Annotated in this window: 20 protein-coding genes; 2 read left to right on the top strand and 18 right to left on the bottom strand. The window is 65.6% G+C overall.

What is annotated here, in order from left to right; translation table 11 throughout:
* A partial coding sequence (locus tag VAE54_RS01580; RefSeq protein WP_322800174.1) for a LacI family DNA-binding transcriptional regulator occupies positions 1–760 on the bottom strand: 760 nt, incomplete at its 3' end.
* Between the two features lie 196 nt (positions 761–956).
* Here VAE54_RS01580 and VAE54_RS01575 point away from each other — a divergent pair.
* Complete coding sequence (locus VAE54_RS01575; protein WP_322800173.1) at positions 957–2,618, top strand: hypothetical protein; 1,662 nt, start codon at positions 957–959, stop codon at positions 2,616–2,618.
* Positions 2,615–3,934 (top strand): DUF58 domain-containing protein, encoded by a 1,320-nt coding sequence (locus VAE54_RS01570; protein ID WP_322800172.1) that lies wholly within the window; start codon positions 2,615–2,617, stop codon positions 3,932–3,934. Before VAE54_RS01575 ends, VAE54_RS01570 begins: the two co-directional genes overlap by 4 nt.
* Positions 3,935–3,955: 21 nt before the next feature.
* Here VAE54_RS01570 and VAE54_RS01565 read toward each other — a convergent pair whose 3' ends face one another.
* The 17 genes from VAE54_RS01565 to VAE54_RS01485 form a co-directional block, all read right to left on the bottom strand.
* Positions 3,956–4,768: an ABC transporter permease gene (locus VAE54_RS01565; RefSeq protein WP_322800171.1), complete on the bottom strand. Its 813-nt coding sequence runs from the start codon at positions 4,766–4,768 to the stop codon at positions 3,956–3,958.
* 172 nt (positions 4,769–4,940) lie between these two features.
* On the bottom strand, positions 4,941–6,245 hold the full coding sequence (locus VAE54_RS01560; protein ID WP_322800170.1) for a glycosyltransferase family 4 protein: 1,305 nt from the start codon (positions 6,243–6,245) through the stop codon (positions 4,941–4,943).
* Between the two features lie 75 nt (positions 6,246–6,320).
* Complete coding sequence (locus VAE54_RS01555; RefSeq protein ID WP_322800169.1) at positions 6,321–7,265, bottom strand: prephenate dehydrogenase; 945 nt, start codon at positions 7,263–7,265, stop codon at positions 6,321–6,323.
* Positions 7,266–7,344: 79 nt separating this feature from the next.
* Positions 7,345–7,500 carry a hypothetical protein gene (locus VAE54_RS01550; protein ID WP_322800168.1) on the bottom strand — a complete coding sequence of 52 codons (156 nt, stop codon included), beginning with the start codon at positions 7,498–7,500 and terminating at the stop codon, positions 7,345–7,347.
* A 35-nt stretch (positions 7,501–7,535) separates the two neighbouring features.
* Complete coding sequence (locus tag VAE54_RS01545; RefSeq protein ID WP_322800167.1) at positions 7,536–8,567, bottom strand: ABC transporter ATP-binding protein; 1,032 nt, start codon at positions 8,565–8,567, stop codon at positions 7,536–7,538.
* A gap of 97 nt (positions 8,568–8,664) precedes the next feature.
* Positions 8,665–9,621: an ABC transporter ATP-binding protein gene (locus tag VAE54_RS01540; RefSeq protein ID WP_322800166.1), complete on the bottom strand. Its 957-nt coding sequence runs from the start codon at positions 9,619–9,621 to the stop codon at positions 8,665–8,667.
* 8 nt (positions 9,622–9,629) lie between these two features.
* Positions 9,630–10,976: an ABC transporter permease gene (locus VAE54_RS01535; protein WP_322800165.1), complete on the bottom strand. Its 1,347-nt coding sequence runs from the start codon at positions 10,974–10,976 to the stop codon at positions 9,630–9,632.
* Complete coding sequence (locus tag VAE54_RS01530) at positions 10,973–12,124, bottom strand: ABC transporter permease (protein ID WP_322800164.1); 1,152 nt, start codon at positions 12,122–12,124, stop codon at positions 10,973–10,975. Before VAE54_RS01530 ends, VAE54_RS01535 begins: the two co-directional genes overlap by 4 nt.
* An 81-nt stretch (positions 12,125–12,205) precedes the next feature.
* Positions 12,206–14,707, bottom strand: coding sequence for an ABC transporter substrate-binding protein (locus VAE54_RS01525; RefSeq protein ID WP_322800175.1), 2,502 nt, complete (start codon positions 14,705–14,707; stop codon positions 12,206–12,208).
* 235 nt (positions 14,708–14,942) lie between these two features.
* Positions 14,943–16,292, bottom strand: a complete 1,350-nt coding sequence (locus tag VAE54_RS01520) for a hypothetical protein (protein WP_322800163.1) — start codon at positions 16,290–16,292, stop codon at positions 14,943–14,945.
* A 16-nt stretch (positions 16,293–16,308) separates the two neighbouring features.
* Positions 16,309–17,217 carry a hypothetical protein gene (locus VAE54_RS01515; protein WP_322800162.1) on the bottom strand — a complete coding sequence of 303 codons (909 nt, stop codon included), beginning with the start codon at positions 17,215–17,217 and terminating at the stop codon, positions 16,309–16,311.
* Positions 17,218–17,364: 147 nt separating this feature from the next.
* Entirely contained in the window at positions 17,365–20,766 is a 3,402-nt protein-coding gene (locus tag VAE54_RS01510; protein ID WP_322800161.1) for an FtsK/SpoIIIE domain-containing protein, read from the bottom strand.
* Between the two features lie 16 nt (positions 20,767–20,782).
* Positions 20,783–21,343 carry a hypothetical protein gene (locus tag VAE54_RS01505; RefSeq protein WP_322800160.1) on the bottom strand — a complete coding sequence of 187 codons (561 nt, stop codon included), beginning with the start codon at positions 21,341–21,343 and terminating at the stop codon, positions 20,783–20,785.
* The gene (locus VAE54_RS01500; RefSeq protein ID WP_322800159.1) at positions 21,340–22,881 is read right to left on the bottom strand and encodes a hypothetical protein; all 1,542 of its coding nucleotides are present in this window, start codon (positions 22,879–22,881) and stop codon (positions 21,340–21,342) included. Before VAE54_RS01500 ends, VAE54_RS01505 begins: the two co-directional genes overlap by 4 nt.
* A gap of 129 nt (positions 22,882–23,010) precedes the next feature.
* The gene (locus tag VAE54_RS01495; protein WP_322800158.1) at positions 23,011–23,451 is read right to left on the bottom strand and encodes a hypothetical protein; all 441 of its coding nucleotides are present in this window, start codon (positions 23,449–23,451) and stop codon (positions 23,011–23,013) included.
* Positions 23,452–23,477: 26 nt separating this feature from the next.
* Positions 23,478–24,494, bottom strand: a complete 1,017-nt coding sequence (locus VAE54_RS01490) for a hypothetical protein (protein WP_322800157.1) — start codon at positions 24,492–24,494, stop codon at positions 23,478–23,480.
* A gap of 1 nt (position 24,495) precedes the next feature.
* Positions 24,496–25,719 (bottom strand): hypothetical protein, encoded by a 1,224-nt coding sequence (locus VAE54_RS01485; protein WP_322800156.1) that lies wholly within the window; start codon positions 25,717–25,719, stop codon positions 24,496–24,498.
* Between the last annotated feature and the right edge of the window lie 33 nt (positions 25,720–25,752).

Here is a 25,752-nt window from a genome sequence, read left to right as displayed (position 1 = left end):
CCCCGATCGCCATCAGATCGTTGCAGGCGAAAATCGCCGTCGGGCGGATCGCAGGAGGGAGGCTTAAGAAAAAGCGCGCCGCGTGATATCCGCTTTCCGCTCGAAAATCCCCCCGACGGATCCAAATCTCCAGGGGCTCGATCCCCGCTTCCTCCATGGCCTTTTGATAGCCGCGCACCCGATCGGCGCTCGGCGTGAGATCCGAAGGGCCCGTGATGCATGCAATCCGCCGATGGCCTCGATCCAGCAGATGCCGGGTGGCCCCATAACCGCCCTGGAAGTTGTCCGCCAGCACGCAATCCGCTTCCAGACCCGGGAGATCGCGATCCACCACGACAAAGGGGATCCCACGTTCCTGAAGGATGGCCAGATGCGCAGGCGTCGCGCTGGCCGAGACCAGGGCAATTCCATCTACCTGTTGCTCGATCAGAACTCCCAGATACCGCTGCTCCTTGATCGGATCACCATCGGAGTTGCAGAGGATCAGGCTGTAATCATGGGCGAAACTGAGATCCTCCAGCCCGCGGGCGACCTCCGCAAAGAAGGGGTTCGCACTGTCCGGCACGATCAGACCCAGCACATGGGTTCGCTTGCGACGAAGACCCCGAGCCAGCCGGTTGGGACGATACTGCAAGGCCGCGGCCGCTTCCCGCACCCGGGCCTCCACCTCCGGGCTCACCGGGCGCGTGCCATTCAACACGTAGGAAACCGTCGCAATCGATACCCCGGCACGTCGCGCCACATCCCGTAATGTCGCCATATCATCCATGAAGTTAAACGTTTAACCTCACGCCCATGAAAGCACCGACCGGAGAATTTGTCAAGGGGAAGACCCATGGTGTGGGCTTTGCGATCGGCCTCTCTCCGCGCGGCAGCGCCCTTCAAGGATCCGCGCCTCTGTTCCCCTGCCGCCTATCATTTCCATGGACGAATCCTTCGGATCCGGAGACCTGACGATGCGGACCCGTTACATCCCCCCGGGCATCCCCCGGGGCCGAACCCTGGGGGCTCTGGCGTTAGCGTTCGCCGGGCTGCTGGCCCTCTGGTGGCAGATCCGGCTCCAGCCGGTGCCCACCCGCTCGCCTTCGGAGCTCCGGTCCGAAGACCTCGCCGGATATGCGCGAGTGCAGGGTGTGGTCGTGGAGCCACCCCGCTGGGATCCCGAAGGGCCCCGCCTCCTCTTCCAGCTGAGCGATGGGATGGCCGACCTTCTGGTCCTCGCTTCCGGCCCAGCCGCCACGGCGCTGCAGCGTCAGGGACGCATCCCCCGAACCGCCGATGTCGTGACGGTGGAGGGACGGGTGCGGGCGGATTCGGATCCCCGAATGCTGGAGATCCTCTCGCCCGAGGCCCTGGTGATCGAACGGCCGGAGCCGCTTTCCCTTTCCCTGGGCTCGCTTTCGACCGCCTCTATTGGAACGCGGATCCGGGTTGCGGGCCAGATCCGAAGCGTGCGCCGTCCCTATGCAGACCTGACCCTGGTCCGGCTTCAGGATGAGACGGGGGCGATAGAGGTAGCCTGGCATGAAGCCCTGGCCGGACGGCCGGAGCTCCCCCTGGGCGCCGGGCTTCAGATCACCGGCGCGCTGGGGCTTTACCGGGATACGCTCCAGGTGGTGCTGGATGACCCGGAGGGATGGGCCCTTGTCCCCTGGTCGCCCATCCCCCGGCCGATCGCCCAGGCGATTGACCTCCCGGATGGCGCCTGGGTGGGGATCGCCGGCCGCCTGATCCAGCGCTCCGAGAGCCGATGGACGGTCCAGGACGCCACGGGGACGATGGAGATCGGGCTCTCCCGGGAGCTTCAGGCCGCCCTCACCGCCACCCCTCCGGTGGGTGCCCAGCTGCACGCCTGGGGCAGACTGCGGCGGGCCCGCGGGGAACCGGTGCTGTTCCCAGAGCTTTCACTGGACCTGCGCTGGGAGCCTCCGGCCGCGACGCCCACCCCTTCCCCCTCCCCCACGCCCACTCCGCTTCCCGCCCCCTCTCCCTCGCCCACGCCTTCCCTAGCTCCTCGTCCGCGGCCGACCGCCACGCCGTTCCCGCTTCGCGAGCTGTCCACCCAATCTCCAGGGGCTCGCCTCACGGTTGAGGGGAGGGCGATGGATCTCCAGGGGTTCTCCGCCGGATGGGCGGTGATCCTGGAACAGGAGGGGCATCGCCTCCGCCTGTTCATCCCGAACCAGCAGATGGCGGAGGTGCCGGGGCGGGAGGGGCTCTACCTGGGGGCGACCATCCGGGCCACCGGGGTGCTGACGCCGTATCGCGGGGAGCTGGAGTTGCTTCCCCAGCGGGGTCGTGACATCATCGTGAGAAGGGGGATCCGACCGGAGGCGCCCCTTCGTTCCATCGGCAGCCTGACGCCCGGCGACCAGGGCGCGCGGGTGCAGATCCGCGGGGAGATCGTGGAGGCGCGGAGCTTCTCCGCCGGCCTGCGCCTGCTCGTGCGCGACGAAAGCGGGGCGCTCCCGGTGATCCTGTGGGAGAACGTCGCCGCCATGGTTCCCGAACGATTGAAAGCAAAAGGAGCAAAGGTGGAAATCGTCGGGCAGGTCCGCGTCTATCGGGGGGAGCTCCAGCTCATCCCCACAGTGCCGTGGGAGGTTCGATCCCCATGACCGCGCTTCCCTCCTGGCGATCCTCCCGATCCGCTTCCCCGGAGCGGCCGATCCTCCGATGGGCTCTGCGGCCGCGGGCGCGGGGGCTCCTTCTGCTGACTGTCCTCACCAGCCTGGCGGCGATGATCACCGGCCGCTCGATCCTCTACAACCTCACTTACCTGCTCCTCGCTCTGCTCATCCTCTCCTTCGCCTGGGCCTGGAGCGCCGTGCGGGATCTGGAGATCCGACGGATCCCCCGCTCCCGGCGGAGCGCCGTGGGCGGGTTCTTTGAAGAAACCCTCGTTCTCCAGAACACCGGTTTCTTCCCCAAGATCTGGCTGGAGGTGCGGGATGGCTCCACGCTGCCCGGCCACCGCGCCAGTTTCGTGCTGGACAACCTGGGGCGAGGGGGGAAGCGCCTGTGGACCGTGCGGACGCGCTGCCGCCGTCGGGGGCTGTATCGTCTTGGGCCGCTGACCCTCATCGGAACCGATCCGTTCGGCCTTTTTGAGGCCACCCTGCAGCTGACGGAAACCGATGAGGTGCTGGTTTATCCGCCGATCCTGCCGATCAGGCGGCTGGGCCTGCCGCCGGGTTTCTGGCGGGAACGGGAGTCCGCCCGGCAACGGACCCCCGAGGTGACCCCTAATGCCGGAGGCGTGCGGGAGTATCAGCCGGGGGACGCCTTCCATCGGATCCACTGGCCTTCCACGGCCCGGCGGGAGCGCCTGATGGTGAAGGAATTCGATCATGAGCCCGCCGCAGAGGTATGGATCGTCCTCGATATGATGGCCGACGTTCACATCCATCGGCCGATTCGAGATGTAGAGGAATGGCTGGCCGAGAAGCCACGGCTTCCCCCTCCTTCCACGGAAGAATATGCGGTCGCCCTCGCCGCTTCCCTGGCCGCTTACTTTTTGCGACGCGGGCGGATGGTGGGGATCCTGGCATATGGCTCCCGTCGGCTCCTTCTGTCGCCTCATCGCGGGGAAAACCAGCTGGAGCGTCTCCTGGAGGGGCTGGCGCTGCTGCGGGCGCACGGCGAGATCCCCTTCCACCAGGCGCTACAATCCCATGCCCTCCGCATCGCCCGCGGCTCCATCCTCATCCTGATCACCCCCTCCGGCGATCCGCGATGGGCGATGGCCGCTCGAAGCTTGGTCTCTCATGGCATGCGGGTGGTCGCGATCGTGCTGGAGACTGCCTCCTTTGGCGGGCCGGAGACCGCCCCTCGCGTTCTTCCCCTGCTGAAAAACGCCGGCATCCCAGCCGCCGTGATCCGGGCTGAAGAACCCTTTGCCTTCGCCCTGGAACGGCTGGGCTCCGCCGGGTGATCGCCGCCAGAGCTCCTCCCTTCAAACTTCCTCGGCGAAGCGGGGGCTGAGCCGGCGGAACAGCGCATAACCCAGAAGCCCTACCAGCCCGGCAGTGACCAGGGTCCGGATGAGGAACTCCGGCGCCGTATACGTCCCATAGTAAAAGAGATCGTGATAAGAAGCGATGATCGAGGCCATGGGGTTCAGGCGCCGGGTCCAGAGCCAGACGTCCACCGAGATCCCCAGGAACGAGGCCTTTCGAGGCAAAACCGATATCGGATAGAAGATCGGGGTCAGGAAGAACCAGGCCAGCAACAACACCTGGAGGATATGCCCGGTGTCCCGGTAGAACACATTCAAAGCCGAGACCGCCAGGGCCACGCCCGCGGTGAACATCCCATGGGCCAGCAGTGTCAGCGGCAGCAGCAGCAGCCAGGGCGTCGGCCGGATCCCGGAGAGCCATGCGATGGCGAAATAGATGGGCAGGGAGATCAGGAAATTCAGCATATTCGAAAGGACGACCGAGAGGGGGAGGACCTCACGGGGGAAATAGACCTTGCGCACCAGGGGGGCGCTGGCGGTGACGCTCTCCGCAGCCCCCTGAACGGAGATGGCGAAGGCGTTCCAGGCCAGGATGCCGATCAGCACAAAGGCGTGAAAGTGCGGAAGGCTGGCCGGCCCCCGGTTCATCACGGTGAAGACCACTGTGAATACGGTCATCATCAGCAGGGGGTTCATCCATGACCAGGCCACGCCGAGGACCGAATTCCGGTATCGGACCTTGAGATCCCGCCAGGTGAGCAACCAGAGCAGATCTCGATAACGCCACAATTCAACGACTCCACGAAGCATCCGATCCCTGCCTCATCACCAGGTTGGATCCAGATCGCGGGGGATCCCCTTCCCGCAGTTCCCCCGGGAATCCCCCAATGGATAAAGCCAAGCCATAGCCATTGGGGGTTGATCCCCATGGGATCTCGGGGGTCGTAGCCTTCCCCGCATCCTCCGTCGAGCGAGATCCGGATCATCCTTTAGGGGTGGAGCCGCCTGGAACCGCCTTCCCCGCCTCCTCTCGCGCGGACTTCAGGGAAGCAGAGAGATCCGCGCCTCTTCGGGGCGAAACACTGACCCACGCTGGGAGATGCCTGCCCTGTCGAACAGCCTGATAGATTTCCAGCAACATCTGACCGGCGGTTCTCCAGCTGTAATGAGCTATAGCCCGGGCGCGAAGCCGGCGGCCGCGCTCCACCGATTCCTCCGGATGACGGAGGGCATACAGAATCCACTCCGCCAGGCTTCCCGCATCCCCCAATCGGGCGTAATAGCCGTCCCGGCCCATGAACTCCCGGCTGACCGGGGTATCGAAAGCCACCACCGGAAGGCCGGTGGCCATATAGTTTAACAGCTTCCCGCTTCCCTCTGTGGCCGACATTTTGGGCGCTACCGCCAGTTCGCCTAACCGAAGATAAATCGGGGCGTGCTCGTAAGGCAGCTTCCCCGTAAACGTCACATGCGCCGAAATCCCCAGGGCGGCGGCCCGGGCCATGTAGAAGGCTTCCCCCGGAAATCCCATGATCATGAAATGAACCTGAGGATCCTGATGAATCACGTGAGCGGCCGCCTCCAGCAGCAGATCCGTGCCCTGATAGGGGGCCAGCAACCCCAGATAGACCACCAGGCGGCGCCCCGGGGGGATCCCCCATTCCTCCCGCAGGCGCTGGAGCTCCGGCATCTCCTCGGGGAGCGGGGGGCGGAAGACCTCCGTATTGACCGCATCCGGGAACGGGATCACCCGCTCCGGGGGCGCGCCGAAGGCCTCGATCAGCAGGCGAGCCCCGTGAATCGTGCTGGTAAGGATCCGATCGGGCTGCCGATCGATCCAGACCTCCAGCCGCCGCATCAGGGGATACCAGGGCCCATCCGGGTTCAGGAAGCGGTGATCGATCATCTCCCCGGTCAGGCTGCCCTGAAAATCGAAAATCAGCGGAACCCGTAACAGCGTCCGAAGGACGCTCCCGATGAGCGCGCCCTCATGGAGATGCGCGTGCAACAGATGGGGGCGCCAGCGCAGCGCCGTGGCCAGCGCCGTCCCAGAGAGATAGAGATCGAAGGCGATCTTATGTCGGGAGGATCCGACCTCATAGTGAGAACGCCACGGCAGGGGAGGGGTGCGGACGATATCCAGACCTGGGAGATCGCGGCCTTTGTAGTAAGTCACGATCTTCACCTGGAGCCCGAGGGACTGGAGGGCTCTGGCTTCCTCCAGGATGCGCACGTGACATCCATAGTCGTTGAAGAACGAAGTCGGCGCGATCATCAACACCCGCATCCGATGAGGCCCTCCGAAGGATCGAATTCGGGCTGTCCAGAATGAGACCCCATCTCGTGAAAGCTCCGCTCGGGTTTATTGCTTCCGGGAGGGGCGAAGGGAGCGGAGCTTCAACATGGTTTCCAGGAGGCCGGGCGGATCCGCCGGGATCGGCAAGGCCTGCAGGCTCTCATGCCGGGACTTCAACCAGGCTTCCCGGATCCGATCGGCGGAGCGGAAAAAGTCCTCCAGAGCGGCCTCATTCTCTACATCGGTCAGCGCCTCCCGCAAACGCCCCAGTGCTTCCAGCAGGCGATCCAGCCAGTAAAGCAGGGATTCCCGATTGGCCATTGCCGCCAGCCGCCCGCTGGGAGCATCCGGGAGATCCGCGGTCATGCGGGCAAAGCGACTCCCGATCGCCTGGGGCATTTCCCGTCGGGCGGGTGCGGCGGACCACACCGACAGGAGGGCGGCGCTGAGCAGAGACGGCAATTGCTCGAGAGCCGCCATCCAGCCGTCATGCTCGACGGGGTCGATGAAGAAAGGGCGCGCACCGATCCGATGGGCCAGCCCGGCGGCCGCCTCCACGGCCCAGGCAGGGGCCTGAGCCGGCGGGGTCAGGCAGAACAGGGCATCCCGGAACAAATCCGGTCCGGGTTCCTCCCCAACGTCCGGACGGAGAATCGGATGGCCACCGATGAATGGGACGGTGGGAGGGAGGTGGTGCCGGGCCCAGGCCAAGACCGGGGCCTTGAGCTCCGCTGTATCCAGCACCAGGGTGCCTTCGGCAAGGATGGGGGCGATCGCCCGCAGGGTCCGCTCCATGTCGGCCAGAGGGAGCGCGAGGAGGATCAGGTCGGATCCCTCACAGGCTCCAGGAAGGCTCCCATCTATGCGGTCCACGGCCTGTCGTCGCAATGCCTCCCGCGCCCGCCACGGGTTCGGATCGTGGCCAATCCGCTGGGCCTGGGGCGTCGCCTCCCGCAGCGCCAGCCCCAGGGAGATTCCGATTTTCCCCAGACCGACAATGGTAATGCGCATCCCTGGCTCCCCAAGGAGGTTCCTCCCCGAGTATACCATGGCTGCGTCATGGATCCCGGGGAGGGCGCTCTCCATGCGCTCATCGCTCCCGACCGGAACGCCGGGCAAAGAGCAGGCCGAGCATCCCGATCAGGAACCCCGCGGCGGATGCAACGTAGGAGAAGAGAGAGAGCAGCAGAGAGGGGGGAAGATAGCGGATGACCATCAGGAAAGCGATCGCCCACCCGAGCAGCATGAGGAAGAGACCTGCTGCGATCCAGTGCCTGGGGCTCATGGGCGATACAGCCAGCAGGCGACATGATGTTGCGGCCCCACCTCGAAATCCGGAGGCTCCTCCCGGTCGCACAAGCCCTGAAGGATGCGGGGGCAACGGGGGTGGAAGCGACAGCCGGGAGGCGGAGCGATCAGGCTGGGGGGCTCCCCGGGTGGGATCTCCTTCAGCAACCGGGCATTCTCTGGATCGGGGTCCGGGAGCGCAGTGAGCAGAGCGGCTGTGTATGGGTGAGCCGGATGGGCGAGCAGCTCCGCAATAGGGGCTTGCTCGACGACCTTGCCGGCATACATCACCAGGATGCGGTCGGCGAAATAGCTGGCCGTCGCCAGATCGTGGGTTACGTAAATGACCGACAGGTGATAACGCTGCTGCAACGCCTGAATCAGCTTCAGGATCTCCACACGGATAGAGGCATCCAGCATAGAGACGGGCTCATCGGCAATGAGCAAACGGGGGCGCATCAGGATCGCCCGGGCGATGACCACCCGCTGTTGCTGCCCACCGCTGAGCATATGCGGGAACTTAAAAAGAAAATCCTCAACCGGAGTCAACTTTACCTCTTCCATGACCTCGCAAACGCGCTCCAGGCGCTGGCGCCGATCCCGAACCCCCCCGACGATCAGGGGCTCTTCCAGGATCTGGCGGATGCTCATGAACGGGGGAAGGGCCCCGTAAGGGTCCTGCTGCACATAGCCCACCTGCGTGTTCCGATACCAGCGCATCTCCTGAGAGGTGAACGTGCGAAGATCCCTTCCCAGGTAACTCACCGTGCCCCGGACCGGCCGATGCAGCCCCAGGAGGGTTCGGATCAGGGTGGATTTGCCTGATCCGCTCTCCCCGACCACCGCGAGGATCTCCCCCGGATACAGATCGAAGGAGATCCCATCGACCGCGCGCACATAGCCGGCGCGGCTGAAGACCCAGCGGCGCAACTCAAACCATACGCATAGATCTCGCACCGTCAGGAGAGGCCCCTGGGTCGCATGGGCCATGGCTTGATCGGAGATCAGGCGAGTCTGGGATTCCATATCTGCCATCTTCCTCCTCACATCTGGGAGATCCCGGTTCCCGCGGCTATGCCCATTTCCCTCCGAGCGATCGGGGAACTACCCGGAATCCCCCGCGTCACTCATAAAGCCAGCAGCGCACCATACGACCATCCCGATGGATCACCGGCGGATCCTGGGAACACTTCTCAAACCGGAAAGGGCAACGATCTGCGAAGCGACAGCCGGGGGGAAGCTGGATCAGGCCCGGAGGCCGGCCGGGGATGAACGTGATCTCCCCCCGATGGCGGAGGCGAGGCACACTGGCCAGCAAGCCCTTTGAATACGGATGGAGAGGCTCACGGAAGAACCGTTGCGCATCGCTGAACTCGACGATCTGACCTGCGTACATAACGGCCACCCGATCGGCCAACTCGCTGGACACCGCAATGTCATGGGTGATCAGGATGAAGGCGATCCCCGTCTCCCATTTGATTTGTTTCAATTTGTTGAAGATACTGGCCTGGGTGAGCACATCCAGCGCAGAAGTAGGCTCATCCAGGAGGAGAAGGCGGGGAGAGGTGATCATGGCCATGGCGATAGCGGCCCGCTGGCGCATCCCCCCGCTGAGCTCAAAAGGATAACGCTGGAGGAAGGCCTCCGGGATCCCCACCAGCCGAAAGAGGGCACGAGCCCGTTCCAGCGCCTCGCCTCGGCTCATCCCCAGCTGGTTCACGGCCGGCTCGATGATCTGATCGCCCATCCGCAATACCGGGTTGAAGGCGTTCATTGCCGCCTGGGGGACCAGAGAGATCAGCTTCCAGCGCACTTCCCGGCGGAAGCTTTCATCATCCAGGCGCATCAGATCCAGCCCATCCATGAGGATCGCGCCGCGATAAGCGGCCACGTTGCGAGGCAACAGGCGCAGGATCGCGCGGACCAGGGAGGATTTGCCGCATCCCGATTCGCCCAGGATCACCAGGGCCTCGTTATCTCCCACAGTCAGATCCACCCCGTCCACCGCGCGCACGATCCCTGCCCGGGTTCGGAAGTGGAGGACCAGGTTCGATATCTCCAGGAGGGTCTTCGGGGTCATCGCTGATCTCAGATCTCCCGCAGACGAGGGTTGAACACCCGATCCAGGGCGAAGCCAACGGTGGAGAACGAAAGGCCTGCCACCATCAGCAGGAAGGCAGGCTCCAGCACCCAGTAGTAAGAGCCCTGGAGGAGGCTTCCACTGAAGATCGCCTCGTCCAACACCTTCCCCCACGTAGGCAGCACGGGATCCCCTAACCCGAGCACAGCGAGGGAAGCTTCCAGAAAGACAAAGCTGGGCACTCCGATGACCAGATTCGGGATCATTAGGGGAAGGACGCGGGGCAACAGATAGCGGAGGATGATCCGCCCGCTTCCCGCCCCATAGGCCTGTGCGGCTTCGATATAGGGCAGTTCCCGGATCTGGAGGAAGATCGCCCGATAGTTCTTGATGGTGATGCTGAAGACCGAAAGGACAATGGCGACCCCCAGGATCACCACCAAGCTACGCGAGTAAAGGGTGCCCACCAAGATGAGGACAGGAAGGAAGGGGATGATGGAGAAGATCTCCACCAGGCGCTGGATCAGCTCGTCCACCCATCCCCGGAACCACACCCCCACGGCGGCCAGCCCCATGGCGATCAGGGTGGTCCCTACGGAGCCCAGCACCCCGAAGGCCATGGCCACCGGGAAGCCCCAGAGCAGAGCTACCCCCAGATCGCGGCGGTAGCGGTCGGTTCCCGCCCAGCCGTATACCTGCCCGTAGGCAATGAATTCCACATCGACATCCGCGTCCGGCTCGAAGGTGACCGCTTCGATGCGCAATCGATAGGTTCCCTTCAACACCCGAGGCCGGCTCTCCCCCGGCGTGGAGAAAAGGGCTTCCTCAGGGGGAACTCCTTCCAGACGTTGGAGCAGCCGGCGATCCTGAGAGAATCGGAACCCCTGTTTGATCCCCTCGACGCGGAGCTCCGCGACCCGGATCGATCGCCCATCCGGGGTCTTCCAGGTCGCCACGAGGAACGGCGCCTTCTCGCGGAAGCTGGACCAGATATAGAGAGCGAGCTCCTGAGGGAAGGTATCGTAGGGATAATTGAAAACGAACTCCACTTCGATGCGCCGCCCCTCGCCGGCGGGCTGGCTGCGCTTCCAGGAGGGCTGATCCCGCGTGCTGAAGATCAGAGTATCCGCCAGCTTATCCCGTCGGAACCAGTTCACCCACGCCGGAGGGACCTGACGGGGCGATCGATACCAGACCTCCTCCCCTCCTCGCCACAAGCGGACAGCCTCCGAGTAAGGGATCCGAAGAGGCACGGCGAGGGAGATCAACGCCATGATCCCGATGACGATCCCTCCGAGAAGGGCCGAGGGATAATAGCGCAGATCCTTCAGGAAATCTTTTAGCCAGAACCTCATGGGGCCCCCTGCTCCACCCCCGGCCCGCCAATCCGCACCCGGGGATCAACGAGGGCATAGAGGATGTCCAGGATCAGCACCGTCAGGGCCAGCAGATACGCGAAAATAACGGTCGCTCCCACAATCACGGGCGTATCCACCAGCCCGATGGCCTCATAGGTCACCCGACCCAGCCCAGGCCAATTGAACACCGTCTCCAGGATCGGCGCGCCGGTCCACGAGGTGATCAACACGATAGCAAAACTCGTGAGGATATTCGGCAGGGTGGGCCGGAGGATATACCGACGCTCGATGTCGCGGCCTTTCAGGCCTTTGGCCCGCGCCATTTCCACATAATCCTCACCGGCGTAAATCAGAAAGAAGGTGCGGTTGGCATAAGCGTTGATAAAGAAGTTGCTCAGCGTGAGGGCCAGGGTGGGCAGGATCAGGTGACGCAGCACGCTGAGAGCATAACTCATGGAATCCAGAGGCGGGGGGACGTCCACCATGCCTCCGAAAGGGAGCCAGCGGAGGGTAGCGGCGAAGATCAGGATCAGGAAAACCCCATAGAACCAGGCCGGTGCGGCCGAGAGAGGAGTCAGAGCGATGATCACACGATCCACCAGATGACCATAGCGCCGGGAGAGGGCCAGGCCAGCCCACAGGGTCAAAAAGAAGATCAGGACATTGCTCGTGCTCAAGAGGAGGATCGTGGGAGGCAGACGTTCGGCGAGAATCAGACGGACCTGTCGGGATCCGGTGTCGCTGGAGATCTGATAGGAGCGTCCCAGATCCAGGAGCAGGGCATCCCTCAAGTAAATCAAACTCCGAATGAGAAAGGGCCGATCCAGCCCGAAATACTGTTCCAGCTGCTGCACCCGCTGCTGCTGCAAGCGAGCCCGCGCGTCTGGGGAGAGGGTTCGGAAGGACGGATTGGCCAACAACTCTTGACCGACCCGCTCCCGGATCTCGGCCCGGCGGATCTCATCGACATACCCGCCCATGTTCGCGACAAGGATGGTGAGATAAACAGCAATGACGACGGTGATCGCCAGAACAAGGATCCGGAAGGACACAAAGAGAAAGACCCGCCGGGCGGCTTCAAGCAAGGGTGAGGCGGAAGCCGCGGCCTCCGGCTTCGGGGTCACCAGCAGGGCGCTCTGCTCCATTCCTCGTCCATCCCCTTTGCCAGGCGAGGGCGAGGCGTTCTCCAGCCTCGCCCTCGCCCCAGATCCAGAGGTAGCCCTCGCTTATTTCGTGCTGATGAATTCCAGAGAGGCGAAGGCCGGCAGGCTCACCGGCTTGACCGTCACGATCACCTCCAGCCGGTTGCTGCCCGCCCCCAGCTTCTGGGTCACATCCCCTGTCAGGCGAACCTGATAGCGCCCTTCCGCGACGGGAGCGGCCTGGCCGCTGGCGGCCACCTGACCCTGGGCATCGAAGACCAGATAGCGAACGCTTTGGACATCCGCCGCCGGATAGGGGCGATCCTTCTCTTTGACGCTGACTTCAAAGGTGGCCTCGCTCCCGGCCGTCACCTGGCTGGGCCCCTCCACGCTGACGGTCGCCAGGCGCGGCGCGCTGAACCGGGCCCACTTGTCCGGTGGATCTGGAAAGTCAGCGAACCGCTTCAGGCTGACGGTCTTCTCCGTGGGGAACACCTTATCCAAATAGAACGGGCCCATGCCAACCCAGAAATGGTTATGGGCTTCCACCCACTTCTTCAGGTTGGCATAACGGCTCTGGATTTCCTCCTTCTTCACGTATTCACCCATCGTCGGAGCATAGGGGAGATAACCCTCTTGCGCGGCCTGATCCAGCGCGGCCTTCAGCACATCCAGGCTGGGTCCGGCCACCATGTTCATCCATTCCACCTTCAGCTTCTCCGCCTTATCGGAGGAGAAGGCCAGCTTCTTATCGGCCTCCGCCCGGATCCCCAGCGCGAGGGTATGCCACGGACCCGGCCCAAAGCTATAGTCAGGGAACCATGTCCAGCCAGCGGCCAGGACCTCGGCATCCAGCTCGAAAGCGTCCACATAGCTTTCGATCACCAGCGGGTTCGTTGAGACGATGCGGACACCCTTGAATCGCTGCATGAAGGATTCGAAGCTCGGGACATAGGATTCGTCATAGATGGGGCTATCTGGCTTGGCTCGATCGAAGGTCAGGATCAAGTTCAGGATGAAATCCCCCAGAGAGAGGGGCGAGCCGTCATGCCATTTCACCTTCTGGAACAGGTCTGCCGGGTAATACACCGTGACCTTAGCCTGAACGCTCACAGGCTGGGTATAACGCTCGCTGGCGCGAACGAACCGCTGGGCCTTCGCGTCCCAGTCCACCCAGGCATCGGCGGGGACCTGGATCTCCTTCGCCGTCTGCAGGGAGACCCAATCCAGAGTCCGAGTTACCGGTAATCCTTCCCGGACCACTACCTCTGCCCGCTCGAGCCGCTGGGGCCAGTAAAGCCCTGTATAAGGATCCGGCATGGCCGCCGGGTCACTGGTGGCCCGATAGGCGAAGGCATCGGAGACCCAGTTGGAGCCGGCCACCGGGTTGTAGGGGTCAATCAGGATCCCGTTGAAGGCGATGCGCACCTGGGGGGCAGGGTTCTTGAGCCAGTGAAGGGTATAGGGAACCAATCGGGATCCGCCGAGGCCGCCGGCCAGATCATAGGCTGCAGTCAGATCCGCCTTGCGGGCGTTGAAGGATTGCTGATCGACCAGCCATACCCGGACGGAATCCTTCAGCGCCAGCTCCATGGCCCGGCGGAACAGCTGAGCTCGCTCCTCCAGGGTGCGATACTGCCGGTTTTGCAGCTTCGTGGCCACATCCAGGAACTCCGGAGAAGGCTTGTAGGCGGTGGCCAGAGGGGTGCCCGCCAGGGCACTGGTCTGTGGCGTATAGAAATCAGCGAACACCGTAGAATCATCCCGGGAGACCGCTGTGTTGATCCACCCTCCGGTGTAGAGGTGCCACTTGCCCTCGGCGGGATCGCTCCGGAGCCAGATCGGCGAGGCCTCCTTCCGGGTCTTATACTGCCGATCCACAGTAAACCCGACCTGCTCCAGCAGGCCTGCCACATAGTCGCCGATGGCTTTGCGCTCATCCTCCGTCCGAATAATGAAGATCAAGGTGACCGGCTTGCCTTTATATAGCCACTTTCCGTCCGGCCCGAGGGTGGCCCCCAGCGCCTTCATGCGATCCGCAATGACCTGCTTCGCCTTGTCCGGATTGTGCGCGTACTGACGCTCCAGAGCACGCGCCACATCTACATATCGGGCATAGTCGGGGAAGGCGGAACTCAGGGGCAACCACTTGGGCGTGGCCAAGCCTCCATAGATCTCCTGGGCAATGTAGTTGCGATCGATCAGCCAATTCATCGCCTCTCGAATCTGCGGGTCCCCGAAGGGATTCAGCCGACCGTCTTTGAAGTTCAACACGGGGTTGAAGGTGAGCTCTGTGTAAGCGCCCCAGGCCAAGTTATAACCCAACTTGGCATCGCCGCGCACCGTCTTGAACAGCTGGGGGTTTGATACCGTCTCCGCGTAGATATCGATCTGACCCGCCTGGAGTTGCTGGACCCCTGCCTCCTGGGAGGCGACCGTGGAAAGGACGAGTTCCTGAATGCCCACAGGGGCAGCGGTCGGAGAGGGCGCAGGAGCCGAGGTTGGAGTCGGAGCAGGGGCAGTCGTAGGCGTCAGAGGCGCTGGAGTCGCCTGACGGCATGCGCTCAGGGCCACCAGGCCGAGCACAGCCAAGAGAAGGAACTATGGCGGGCGGTTGTGCTTCATGGCTTCTCCTCCTCATCCGTAAGCTGGGCTCCGCTTTGGAGACATCGCTATGTTAAATCAGATGGGGCGAAACCGTCAAATTCGCTCCTCTCAAGGTTCGGAGCGCTCCTAACCCGAGTCGGGATCCCCGATATGCATGGACCGCTACCCCGGATCCTGCAACCCTCGCCCTGAGAAAAAAAAGAGGAAAACAGCGCTATCTTCTCCATGGGAACCGAAACCGCGGGGAGGCCTCTCGCGTCGGAGAGGCAGCGGCGAGGACCGGGAAGAGCTCCGATAACATGGACTGGAGCGCCTCGGTGAACCCGCGGGTTTCCTCCGCATATCGTCCGCCCGTCAGGGCCTGAAGGACCGCCAGGTGCTCCACGCCCAGCCGCAGGTTGGTCTGCGATCGGGCGATATCCAGATCCAGATAGGGCAAAATGTGCACCGGCATCGCCCGCGGCAGTCGGTGACCCAGGATCGCTTCCACATGCTCCCGCAACCGCCCGACCAGCTCGGAGCCGGATTCCCCACGCACTTTATTGAAGACAATTCGAACCTTGCTGGAAAAGGCCGCAGGGCCAGCCATCCGGTAGACGTGCGCCAGCCAGGAAGCCCCGGCGATCAGCCCGGTGTCCTCGGGCTCCAGGATGATATAGAGCACCTGGGAGCGATTGATCGCTCGCAGCGAGAGCGGCGACATCAGGTTATTGCCGGTGTCCAGGACCACGGTGTATCCCTCCCCGGTCGCTCGTTCAATGGCGAAATCCAGCCAATCCGCCGCCCGAGCCAGAACGGAAAGGGAATGTTCCCCCATCAAGGGATCCAGGGTCAACAACCCGGCGGTGAGGCGCAGGTTCCAGCGGATCCCCCGCGGGGCCGGCACCTGGCTCCAGAAGATCGGGATATGGGCGCCGGGTTCGAACACGCCGCCGGCGCGGGGCATGGGCGGGTGGTGGCTGGCCAGCTCGATGATGGAATAGATAGGGATTCCCTCTCCCAGCCGGAATAAATCGGGCTGGTTCCCCCGCGTATCCGATTCGGCATCGATGAGGTGGACGGAGAGCCCCCGGGCCGCCAGGAGGGCCGCGGCGTTCGCCGCGACCGTGCTCTTCCCGGTCCCTCCCTTGGGGCCTCCGAACCCGATCACGCGGGGCTGACTGGCCACCACGACGGGCGCCCCATAAACCGTCTGCAAATACCGGGCCTGTTCGGTGGCCTGAACCTGGGCCATCAGCTCGCTGAGGCGGGCCGCGATTTCCCCTGCCGCGCGCTCCGGGGCGATCACCGGATACTGGAGATGTTCCCCCCAAGTCGCCCAGGGGCTCCCCGGGGAGGCCACCACAATGACCGCAGCCCCAGTTTCCGCCACCAGGCGGCTGACCGTCTCGGTGGTCATCCCGGTTTCCGTTGCCACCGGGATGAGGAGCTGCGGGCGGAGGCCAGCCAGGATTTCCACTGCCACCACCCCAGGCATCGCATACGCTTCATGCCCTAAACGGGCCAGCTGATTGGCGATCTCCCCGCCGATCCCACTCAGGTTCCCCAGGATGACGATATTCATGCCCATCGTTTCTCCCTTACCGTTGGGGTGGAGATCCAGATGGAAGGAAGAAAGCGGGCGCCCCGGCGGCCCGCCGGCCGGCCCAGACCCATTGTTCCAGATCCTGCTCCGCGAACCCGGTGGAGGGGGGGATCTCCGCGCGGGCGCACGGGGGCGCCACCATCAGATAGACCATCTTCGCGGTCTCCAGGGCATACACGATCCCCTCCAGCGCGCTTTGGGGCACCCCCAGCAATAGCCGCGGCGCGCCGGTGGAAGCGCCCGATGTTCGCACCGCGGATGTTCCCTCACCGCCGGAAGGGCTTGGGAAACCCAGGATCGAGCGCACCACTCCGCGGGCGATCCATTTCGCCATGGGGCGGGTGGGAAGGGTCAGGCCCATCGTCCCGGTAATTTCCGCCCCCGGTGTCCGAGGGGGGATTCCCTCAAGCCCCGCGGATACGGCGGTCGGGGCGGCGCCCCCGGCGGGTGCTTCGAAGAACGCCACCACATCCAGACAGTCCCCGGGGCGCAGCATGGAAAAAGGCGGCGCCTGAAGCCGATCCGTATCCTGCAGGGAAAGCAGCTGTTCTCCCTCCACCAGCACGGAGGAAAGACGGGCCGCCGCCGTGAGCTGGCCGGAGGGAAGGATCGCCGTCCGGGGGATCGCCGCTCCTGCCGGAATGAACATCAGCACGGTCCCCCCCGCGTAACGCGGGAGATCGGCCTCCCGGATCATCCCCCGCACAGCCGGAGCATCATAGGCGGTAACCGTTCGAACGCGCTCCTCGGTAAGGGTATCCCCGGGATAGAGCGGGACAGCCGCCACGGCGATTGCGACCTGGCCGGGCACACCCATCGTGACGAGCATTCGGGCAGCGATCGCCACAACCGCTGCCAGGGCCAACCCAATCAACAAAGGAAGTGCCTGTCGTGCGCGAAGCATGGATCGCCTCCAATATATGGAGAATGGAGAACATCACCTCTTCTCCCCACGGGCATGGGGAGACATCTTTTTGGGGAAGCGCAAACCGCTTGCGATGGCCTCCTCGCGAAAGCCCCAGTTCCAACGGTTCGAGCGGATCGCGGAGGTTCATGAGCGCACCGGGAGGATGACCCAGCGGCCCTGGCCGGACGTGGCCAGCCAAGTCAGACCTGGATGGCCCGCTGCGATCGGCGGCGTTCCCCGATCCTCCGGCTCGGGAAGCAACCGCCACCCGCGCAGCCCCAACCCATCTCGCCCTACCCACAACCAGATCCAGCGCTCGGAGCGCCGCAGGGCGACCGGGATCTCCTCCCCATACCCCATCCGCATCCGCAGGGCATCCGTATCTGCCACCACCAGGAGGCCCCCGGATCCTGTGGCCTCCCCCGCCATCGCAAGCTCCAGGAAAGCCCGGGGGTCCTCTTCCCCCTTCACCAACCCCTCCAGCAGACCCTCGGGATCCCACGCCAGCACCCTCCCCATGGCCTCCTGAAGCCGGCGCACCAGCCCTTCCATCACTCCCCGTCCCCAGGCCACCTCCGGGGCCATCCCCAGCGCCGGCCGCCGCCGGTCCAGAAGGAGAACGGCCGGCTGCAGATCGTCATCCCACCATCCGAGAGGAAGGGTCACCCCTCCTTCCCCCTGCGCGGGCGAGGGTAAATCGGACCAGGAGGCTCGGGGAGCTCGAGGGAGCGGTGGAACAGGAGGCGCCAGCACCCCCTGTCGCCGCAGCCGGATTTCCCGCCACCGCCCCTCTCCCCACCAGCGACCCCCGAAGGGTTCCTCCGGGATCGGCAGACGCCCGACGATGGCTTCCCAGTCCCGAGCTTCCAGCGGGAGCACCACCCGATGGGCGGGCCGCCCCCGTAGGGATCGCAGGGCCACCTCCCGCCGTGACCCGATCCAAATCCAGAGATCGGCGCGGGCTCGTGCCATCTCCAGCCCCGTCTCCAGCGCCATCTGCGCCTCCTCCGCGATGCTGTCCGCCCCATCCAGCACCAGCAGGGCGGGGCCCGCTTCCGCCCGCAGGATCCGAAACAGCCGGCCCACCCCTTCCCGATCCAGGGGATCCACCCGGACTGCCCACGGAACCTCCCGCCACTCCCCGCGTCCATCGACGACAAAGGCCCGCCGGCCGGCCCGGGCCGCTGCCGACGCCATCCCCTGGAGGATCCGGGTCTTTCCGGTTCCCGCCTGACCGATCAGCATGAGATCCGGAGTCTGCCTCTCACAGAACACCCAGCGGATCTCCCCCTGCTCCGGGAAATCCGCTATCCCCAGGCCGATCTGGTCGATGCCCTCTTCCTCCGGAACGCCCGGATCCTCTGGCAGAGAGGGCGGGGCCAGCGACGGCACCGGGGGATCCATCGTCCGGAGCACGAGGGCCAGCCGATCCAGATCCCGCACGCCGTCGCCTCCCACTCGATCGATCCGCAGCGCCCGGTTCGGATCCGCCGGGTCCATCCGGTATTCCTCCTGTACGCCGATCGAGGCCCCCGAGGCATACGCGAACCGAATCCGTCGGAACACCTCGTTCTGCCCGACCTGAATGAAGGCCCAGCCGCTCCCGGGCAGATACGCCGCGTCCGGCCGTCCCAGCACCGCCGCCGATTCCTCCGGCGTCTCACAGCGCAACGCGATCCGGACCCGGAGGTTGGCCCGGAGCTCCCCGGGGACCGCGCTCCCCAGCCGCTGGGTCGCCAGCACCAGATGCATCCCCAGGCTCCGCCCCAGCCGGGCCAGGCGGATCATCCGCCCCATCCCATCCGGGATCTGCTCCAGCATCTCGGCGAACTCATCGGCCATCACCACCAGATGGGGCAGCCCCGCGGCGTCGGCGTGATCCGCTCCCCGCTCCGCCAGGATCCGCTGCCGGCGGTCCAGCTCCCCTTCCAGGGTCTCCAGCGCCCGGGCCGCCTCCCGGGGATCCAGGTTGGAGAGCAGCCCGACGCAATGGGGCAGGCCCTCCAGGGGGGCAAACGCGCCGCCCCCCTTGAAGTCGATGAAGAGCAGCCGCACCCGCTCCGGGGAGAAATGAAGGGCCAGGGCCAGGGCCAGGGTCCGCATGGCCTCGCTTTTGCCCGACCCGGTGGTCCCGATCACCATGGCGTGGGGCCCATGGGCCCGGTCGTGCAGATCCAGTAGAAAAGGTAGCCCTTCGTCGGTGTATCCCACGGGGATCGCCAGGCGCTCGCGCCCGTTCCGGGCTTTCTGGATCACCTGCCTCAGCGTCTGAGGGTCGGGCTCATGGATCCCCCACAGGGCGGGGGCTGGACGGACGGTCCCGATATCCCCCACTCCCATGGGTCGCAGGCGGGAGAGGGAGAAAGCCAGCGCCTCGGCCTGCCCCGGAGAGAGGCGCGGGGCGGGATCCATTCCCTCCACCGCCTGTCCACTGGCCAGATCCAGGATCCGGATCCCCCCGTCGGGCATCCAAATGCCAAGGGTGCGGATCCCCCCCGGGATGGAAGCCCCAGGGGGAAGGATCAGGAGGGGATAGAGGCCCACGGCAGGGCCCTCCCGCAGCAGCATGCCCAGGCGGCCGTCGGTCAGCCATCCGGCATCCCCCAGGGCGATCACCGCCGGGCCCTCTCCCCCGCGACTTCTCCTTCGGAAAAACTCCTCAAACAGCATCTCCCGGATCCGGGCCGGTCCCCCGGCATAGCCTTCCCGGAGCTCCCCCACGTGCGGCAACCACCGGAGGAAGGCCCAACCCGGGTCCCCGAGGCCCACCCGGATCTCCATCTCGGAAGGCGCGTGGGTCAAGGCCAGCTCCAGAAGGAGCCGGGCGATGGCCCCTTCTTGACCCGGGAAAGCGATCAGGGCGGTGGATGCGCGGAGCAAAAGCGGAAGCGGACGCTCGACCTCAGCCTGAATGGCGCCCGTGATCGCCCGGACGATGCCCTGCAGGGGCAGCGGAAGATCCTCGAGATCCGGAAGCGGCCGGCCATGGCGGGCGAGCAACGGCGACCGACGAATGCCTGCCCGAACGCTCAGGAAATCCGGATCCCCCCGATGGCGGAACCAGAGATCCGTCCCCGCCTGCAGACGCTGGCATAAATCCTCCCATGGAGGGAACAGCGCCCGCTCCAGGGATTCCTCCATGCTTCGCCAGGCTTCCAGCTCGGTCAGGAACCGCCGCAGCTTTCGCTCAGCCCGCCGGATCGCCTCGGCGGTCTGTGCCCGATGGCGACGCAACGCCCACCGATGCTGGATCTCCCCGGCCAGGATCGAAGAACCCGCCGCGAGCGGGATGAACAGCAGATACATCCATCCTCTTCCCCCAAAGGCCAGCGGGCCCATCAGGCCATACACCGCGGACATCAGGAACCATGGGGCGTAGGTCCACCATGGAGAGCGCTCCGGCATGGGAGGGAATCCCGGCACATCCGGGATCTCCGGCGGATCCCCTGGGGGCGGCGGCAAGCGCCGCATCCCGGGCCAGATCCGCTCCGGGGCGATTTCCGGGATGTAGATCTCCAGGCCATCCCGTTTCTGCCAGAGGCCCATCGCCACTGCCTCTTTATCATCGGGATGATCCCGGTTCAGCGCTTTCCGGCCAGATCAGAAGCCGCACACGATCCGGCGGGGGATCCTCGGGGAACCATCGCCGCCATGCCTGAGACAGCTCCAGATCGAAGGTCGGCCAGGCCGTCACAGGGGAAAGCTCCAGCACCCGGGCTTTTCGAAGAGATCCTGGGGGAAGCACCGGAGAGGTGAACCGGGATCCCCGCTCCAGGGGAGTGGGGTCGATCTCCGGGCGAATCAGGAGGAGCTTCCCCGATCGGCTCCGGAGCAGAACCCATCCATGGCCGTGACGCTCCAGAGCCAGTTCCCGGGCCAATCCCTCCGGCAACGGAAAGCGAGCCAGCGCCTCCTGGAGCCAGGCGATCGGGTCCTCGATCCGGATAGCAGAGGCCGCGACGGCCCGGGAGAGCTGGATATGGCGGATCGCCCATCCGTGCAGCACCTCGCCCACCTCCCGGATGGCCCGGGCCTGGCGGGCGTTGCCCAGGGTGATGAGGGCCCCGAGCAGCGCGAAGCCCGCGATCAGCAACAGCGCCAGGACCAGATCGAATTCCGTCATCGCGTCCTCCTCAAGCGCTCTGAGATCCAATGGATCTCCCGCGGGCGCGGATCCCGCACCCAGGCCAGCGAGAAGAGCAACAGCCCCGCCGCCAGCCCCAGCAGCCACAGGGGCCGCCGCAGGGGCTGCACCCCGAACCACACCCCATCCGCCACCGTCAGCCGCCCCCGCAGCGGCAGCCGCAGCAGCCGCGCCCGCGCCCCCGCCGGCAGCGGGAACCGCCCGTCGGGGCCGGTCACCATCGTCCGCCCGCCCGCCTCCACGACCGCTCCCGGGATCCCGGGCTCGTCCGGATCCGGGCGGCCGTCCCCGTCCCGGTCCAGAAAGACCATCCCCCAGGCCCGGGCCGGGGTCGGGGAGGGAGTCGGCGAAGGCGTCGGCGTGGGCATCGGCGAGGGCGTGGACGTCGGCGTCGCCGAAGGCGCCGGCGAAGGCGAAGGCGTGGGCGTCCGGGTCGGCCGGATCCGGGTCGGGGTGGGCGTCGCCGTAGGGGTCGGCGTGGGGGAAGGCGAGGGCATCGCCACCGACGGCGGGGGAGGCGGTGTGCGGGTGGGCGTGGCCGTGGGCGTGGGCGACGGCGTGGACGTCGGTGGGAAAGTCGGCGTGGGCGTGGAGGTCGATGTCGGCGTCGGTGTGTTCGTCGGCGTCGATGTCGGCGTGGGCGTCTCCGTCGGCGTGGGGGTGGGCGTGGCGGTCGGCGTCGCCGTGGGCGTCGGGGTGGATGTCGGCGTCGATGTCGGGGTGGGCGAAGGCGTCGGCGTGGACGTCGGGGTCGGCGTCGGCGTCGCCGTGGGCGTGGGGGTCGCGGTGGGCGTCGGGGACGGCGTCGGGCTGGGCGTCGCCGTCGGCGACGGCGTCGGCGTGGGGGTGGGCGGGGCGACGTAGGTCTGGATCCGCAAATCGTCCACGTGCAGATCCGTCCAGTCCCCCCAGAACCACTGCTCGTAATAGTTGCCGAAGTAGACCAGCCGGGGCCGGAAGGCGCCCGTCCCGCTCCCCACCGGGCTCCCGTCCACGAAGGCCGTCCAGGCCCCGTTCGGCTGAACCTCCACCCGCACGACGTGCCAGGCCATGTCCGGGGCCGGGCGCTCCAGGACCCGGGTCCCGAAGACCCAGATCTGCAGCCGCGGGGGGCTGCCGCTCGTGTCCTGGTGGACGGCGAAGGCGTCCGCCCAATTCGCCCGCGGCGGCTGGTCCTGGGGGAGGCGGGCGTCCGTCCAGGATCCCGAGCCCATCCCGATGTTGACCCCGTAAGCCGTGACCTGGGGGAAGCGGAAGCGGACCTCGAAGGCCCAGGGGGTGCCGGGGGGCAGGGCGTCGAAGAGCCCCTCTCGTCCGACCAGGGGGAAGGTGACGCCGCCGTCCTGGACCAGGCGCAGGACGGAGGCCCCCCCGTCGCTGAATCCGAAGAGGGCCTGGCCGGGCCAGTTGCAGCCGTTGGGGTCCCCGGGGGCGTCCCCGCAGGCCGAGACGTTCCAGCCCGTGTTCCCGCTGAAGTCATCGAAGAACACGTCCGTCCACCCGGAGGCCAGAGCCATCGAATGATCCGATATCCGATGCCCCAGCCCCATCAGGAGGAGGACAGAAATCAGAACCCCCTTTCTTCTCATCGCGGTGCGGCTCCATCTCCGAGATCAGGGCGTGGGTTCCCCCTCGTTCGGATCGATCTACCGACCCAACGCAAGGGCCAGGGCAGCCCCGAAGGCCATGCCCGCTGTGGGCAGCGCCATCGGCACCCGCGCCGGCGGCCGCAACCCGAAGATCCACCCATACCCCATCCGCCACAGCCGCAGCCGGGCCAGGATCACCAGGACCAGAAATCCCACGGCCGTCCCCAGGATTCCAGCCATCGCCGAGATCCCCATCCAGACCTTGGCGTCCCCGCCCCCAATCCCTCCTGCCCGCCAGCCCAGATAGAAGGCCGGCCACAGAATCAGCCCGGTGAGATCCTGGAAGGCCAGGGCGGCCGCCAGCCCCAGCCCCAACAGGGGTAGGGAGACGGAGTTTGGGACTCGCCCATACGGGGCGTCCCACCGGCGGTCCACCCAGACCATCACCGCTGCGGTTCCCAGCAGCAACCCTATCCGCACCAGAAGCGGATCCTTCATCTCGCTCCCATCCGTTCCGCCGGTTTTCATGGCTTCGGGGTCTCTCTCTCCGGTTGCAGCCAGCGCGCGGCTCCGGGCCCTCGAGCCACCCCATCTCCCTCCGGCCAGCGGAAAATCAGAACCCCCCGATCGTCCGCGAAGACCGCCATGCGGTTGATGAGCAAAAAGCGCCCGTCTGGAGAGAACTCATAAGTGGTCACGTAACCCATCCTCCCTTCCTGAATTAATGTCCAGCTCCGATGGAGATCAGGCTCCAGGATCAGCAACCGACGTTCCGGATTCGGGATCTGGGGTTCGTTTGGATCGAAGTCCGCATCCCACCAGATATCCACCAGAAGGGCCGGGTCTCCGGGGAAACCTGAGATCTCCATATGGAGCTGGCACTCTCCCTTATATACTAGGCCCTTGCACGGATTCGTCCCGCGCCACGGATTCGGGATCTCCACGGCCGGCCACGACCATCCGGCGGGCAGCTCGAGGCGGACCACCGGCACGAGCGCGGAGGTCTGGTATTTCGCATGGAGGGGCTGGCGCGGAACCGGGGCATCGAACGACAAACGGGTCAGACATTGTTTGCGGTTGAGGCAACCCATCCAGAACTCCCCCTGCCGCCTCATGAGCGGAAAGATGTTCTCCTCATCCGCCTCAGTGATCTCCCAGGATTCCGGGATCGGAAACGGCCCCTCCCATTCAAAGCCGTTTGTAAACCAGACCACCGGCTTCAGGCCGAAACCCTTCGGGCCCGGCGGCTGGAAGATCAGCCAGTTGGGGGACAGCGGGGCGGCCACCCATAACGGAGGAGGCTCGAAGGCCTCGGGCGAAGGCGTCGCGGTGGGGGCCACCCGCGCCGTCGGGGTCGGCCGCCGCGGGGTCGCCGACGGCTGGGGCATCCGGGTCCAGACATGGGGTGAAGGCGTCGGGGAGGGGGCCGGATGGATCCCTGGAGAAGGAGAAGGGGTGGACGGAGCGCCCCCTGGCGTCCCACACCCGGCCATCACGCTGGCAAGCATCAGCGCCATCCAGCCTGTGCGAGCCGGCCGCATCTCACTCCTCCCCTGTCTTTTGATGAACGCTGAGGAACCACCAGCTCGGATTTTCCCGAACCTGACCGTTCACAACCTTTACTCGAACTTGGCGATCCACGGCATTCAGAAAATCCTGCCAGCGATAGCGCTCGGTGCGGTTGTTGAAGGGATTGTTGATGACCACGAAGCGCTCGCCCTGGTGTTCTTCCAGGCGATTCAGGACCACCCAGTGCGATGCCCCCCCCGAATCCCATGGCCGCAGACGTCCCCCCGCCGGCAGCTCGACCTCCTTTCGCTCATCCGAGAACCGAAGCCCTGTCCCCGGTATTTCGTTGCGGATAGGGGGCTCACCCCAATTTGAGGGGTTCGCATTCACCAGGGCGATCACCGTTTCTCCGCGCCGCATCCGCTGGTTCAGGCGATCCCACAGCTCGTCCGGATGTTTATCGGTCGGGGTTTCGAATTGCTCCAGCTCCAGGCCATAGCTTCGCGCCACCGGCGCCAGATCCACAAACCCTGTCGTGACATATTCCGCTTCAGCTTCCCGCATCCCCGCCCGGCCGTCCGCCTTCACGGGTCGACCGGCGATGAGATCCTCGGTCAGATTCCGCAGGACCCGATCCCGGAACCCGGGAGCGACCTCCAGCGCCCGGTTCACCACCTCCTGAGCGGGGACCGGACGGCCGCGCTGATGACTGATCGCCATGCTCAGCGCCACCCAGCCGCACGCCTGGTTGTAGGGGATCGGGATCCCCCGCTCCGCCATGGCCTGGATCTCAGCCTTCAGCTGCGCCTTGCGTTCTTCCGGGATGCCGGAACGATCGATCATCTGCAACCAGTCCGCCTGGATTCGCGCGGCAGGGATGATGACTTCGAATTGGGAGGCCATCGATCGACCATCCGGTCCGATTGCGAGGGGAACCGCCGGCAATCGAAAGCCCCCTGGAGCTTCCATACGAATGAGCTCGGCCGCCTCCTGGAAAGCAGCTTCCAGGCGCTCCAGGGCCCGCTCCAGCGCCCGAGCCAGCTGCTCCGCCTCCTCGGCCCATCGGGCCAGGCCTCTGTGAAGGGCTTCCAGCGCGGCCCCTCCGCGTTGGCCTGGGACCGCTTGCACAGCCTCCGCCAGCGCCAGGGCCACCCGCCGGCTGGCCTCCACCTGCGCCCGCCACGCCTCCCCCCACGCCCGCAACCGCCGGATCTGCCCTCGGATCTGCTCTGGATGCACCCGCAGCACCGTATCCATCGTTCGCCCTCCAGATGACGTGCTTCTCGTCCA

Source organism: Thermoflexus sp. (assembly GCF_034432235.1).
Classification (GTDB): Bacteria; Chloroflexota; Anaerolineae; order Thermoflexales; family Thermoflexaceae; genus Thermoflexus.
The sequence above is the reverse complement of the archived record's forward strand: the minus strand, read 5'-3'. Positions and strand labels throughout refer to the sequence as shown.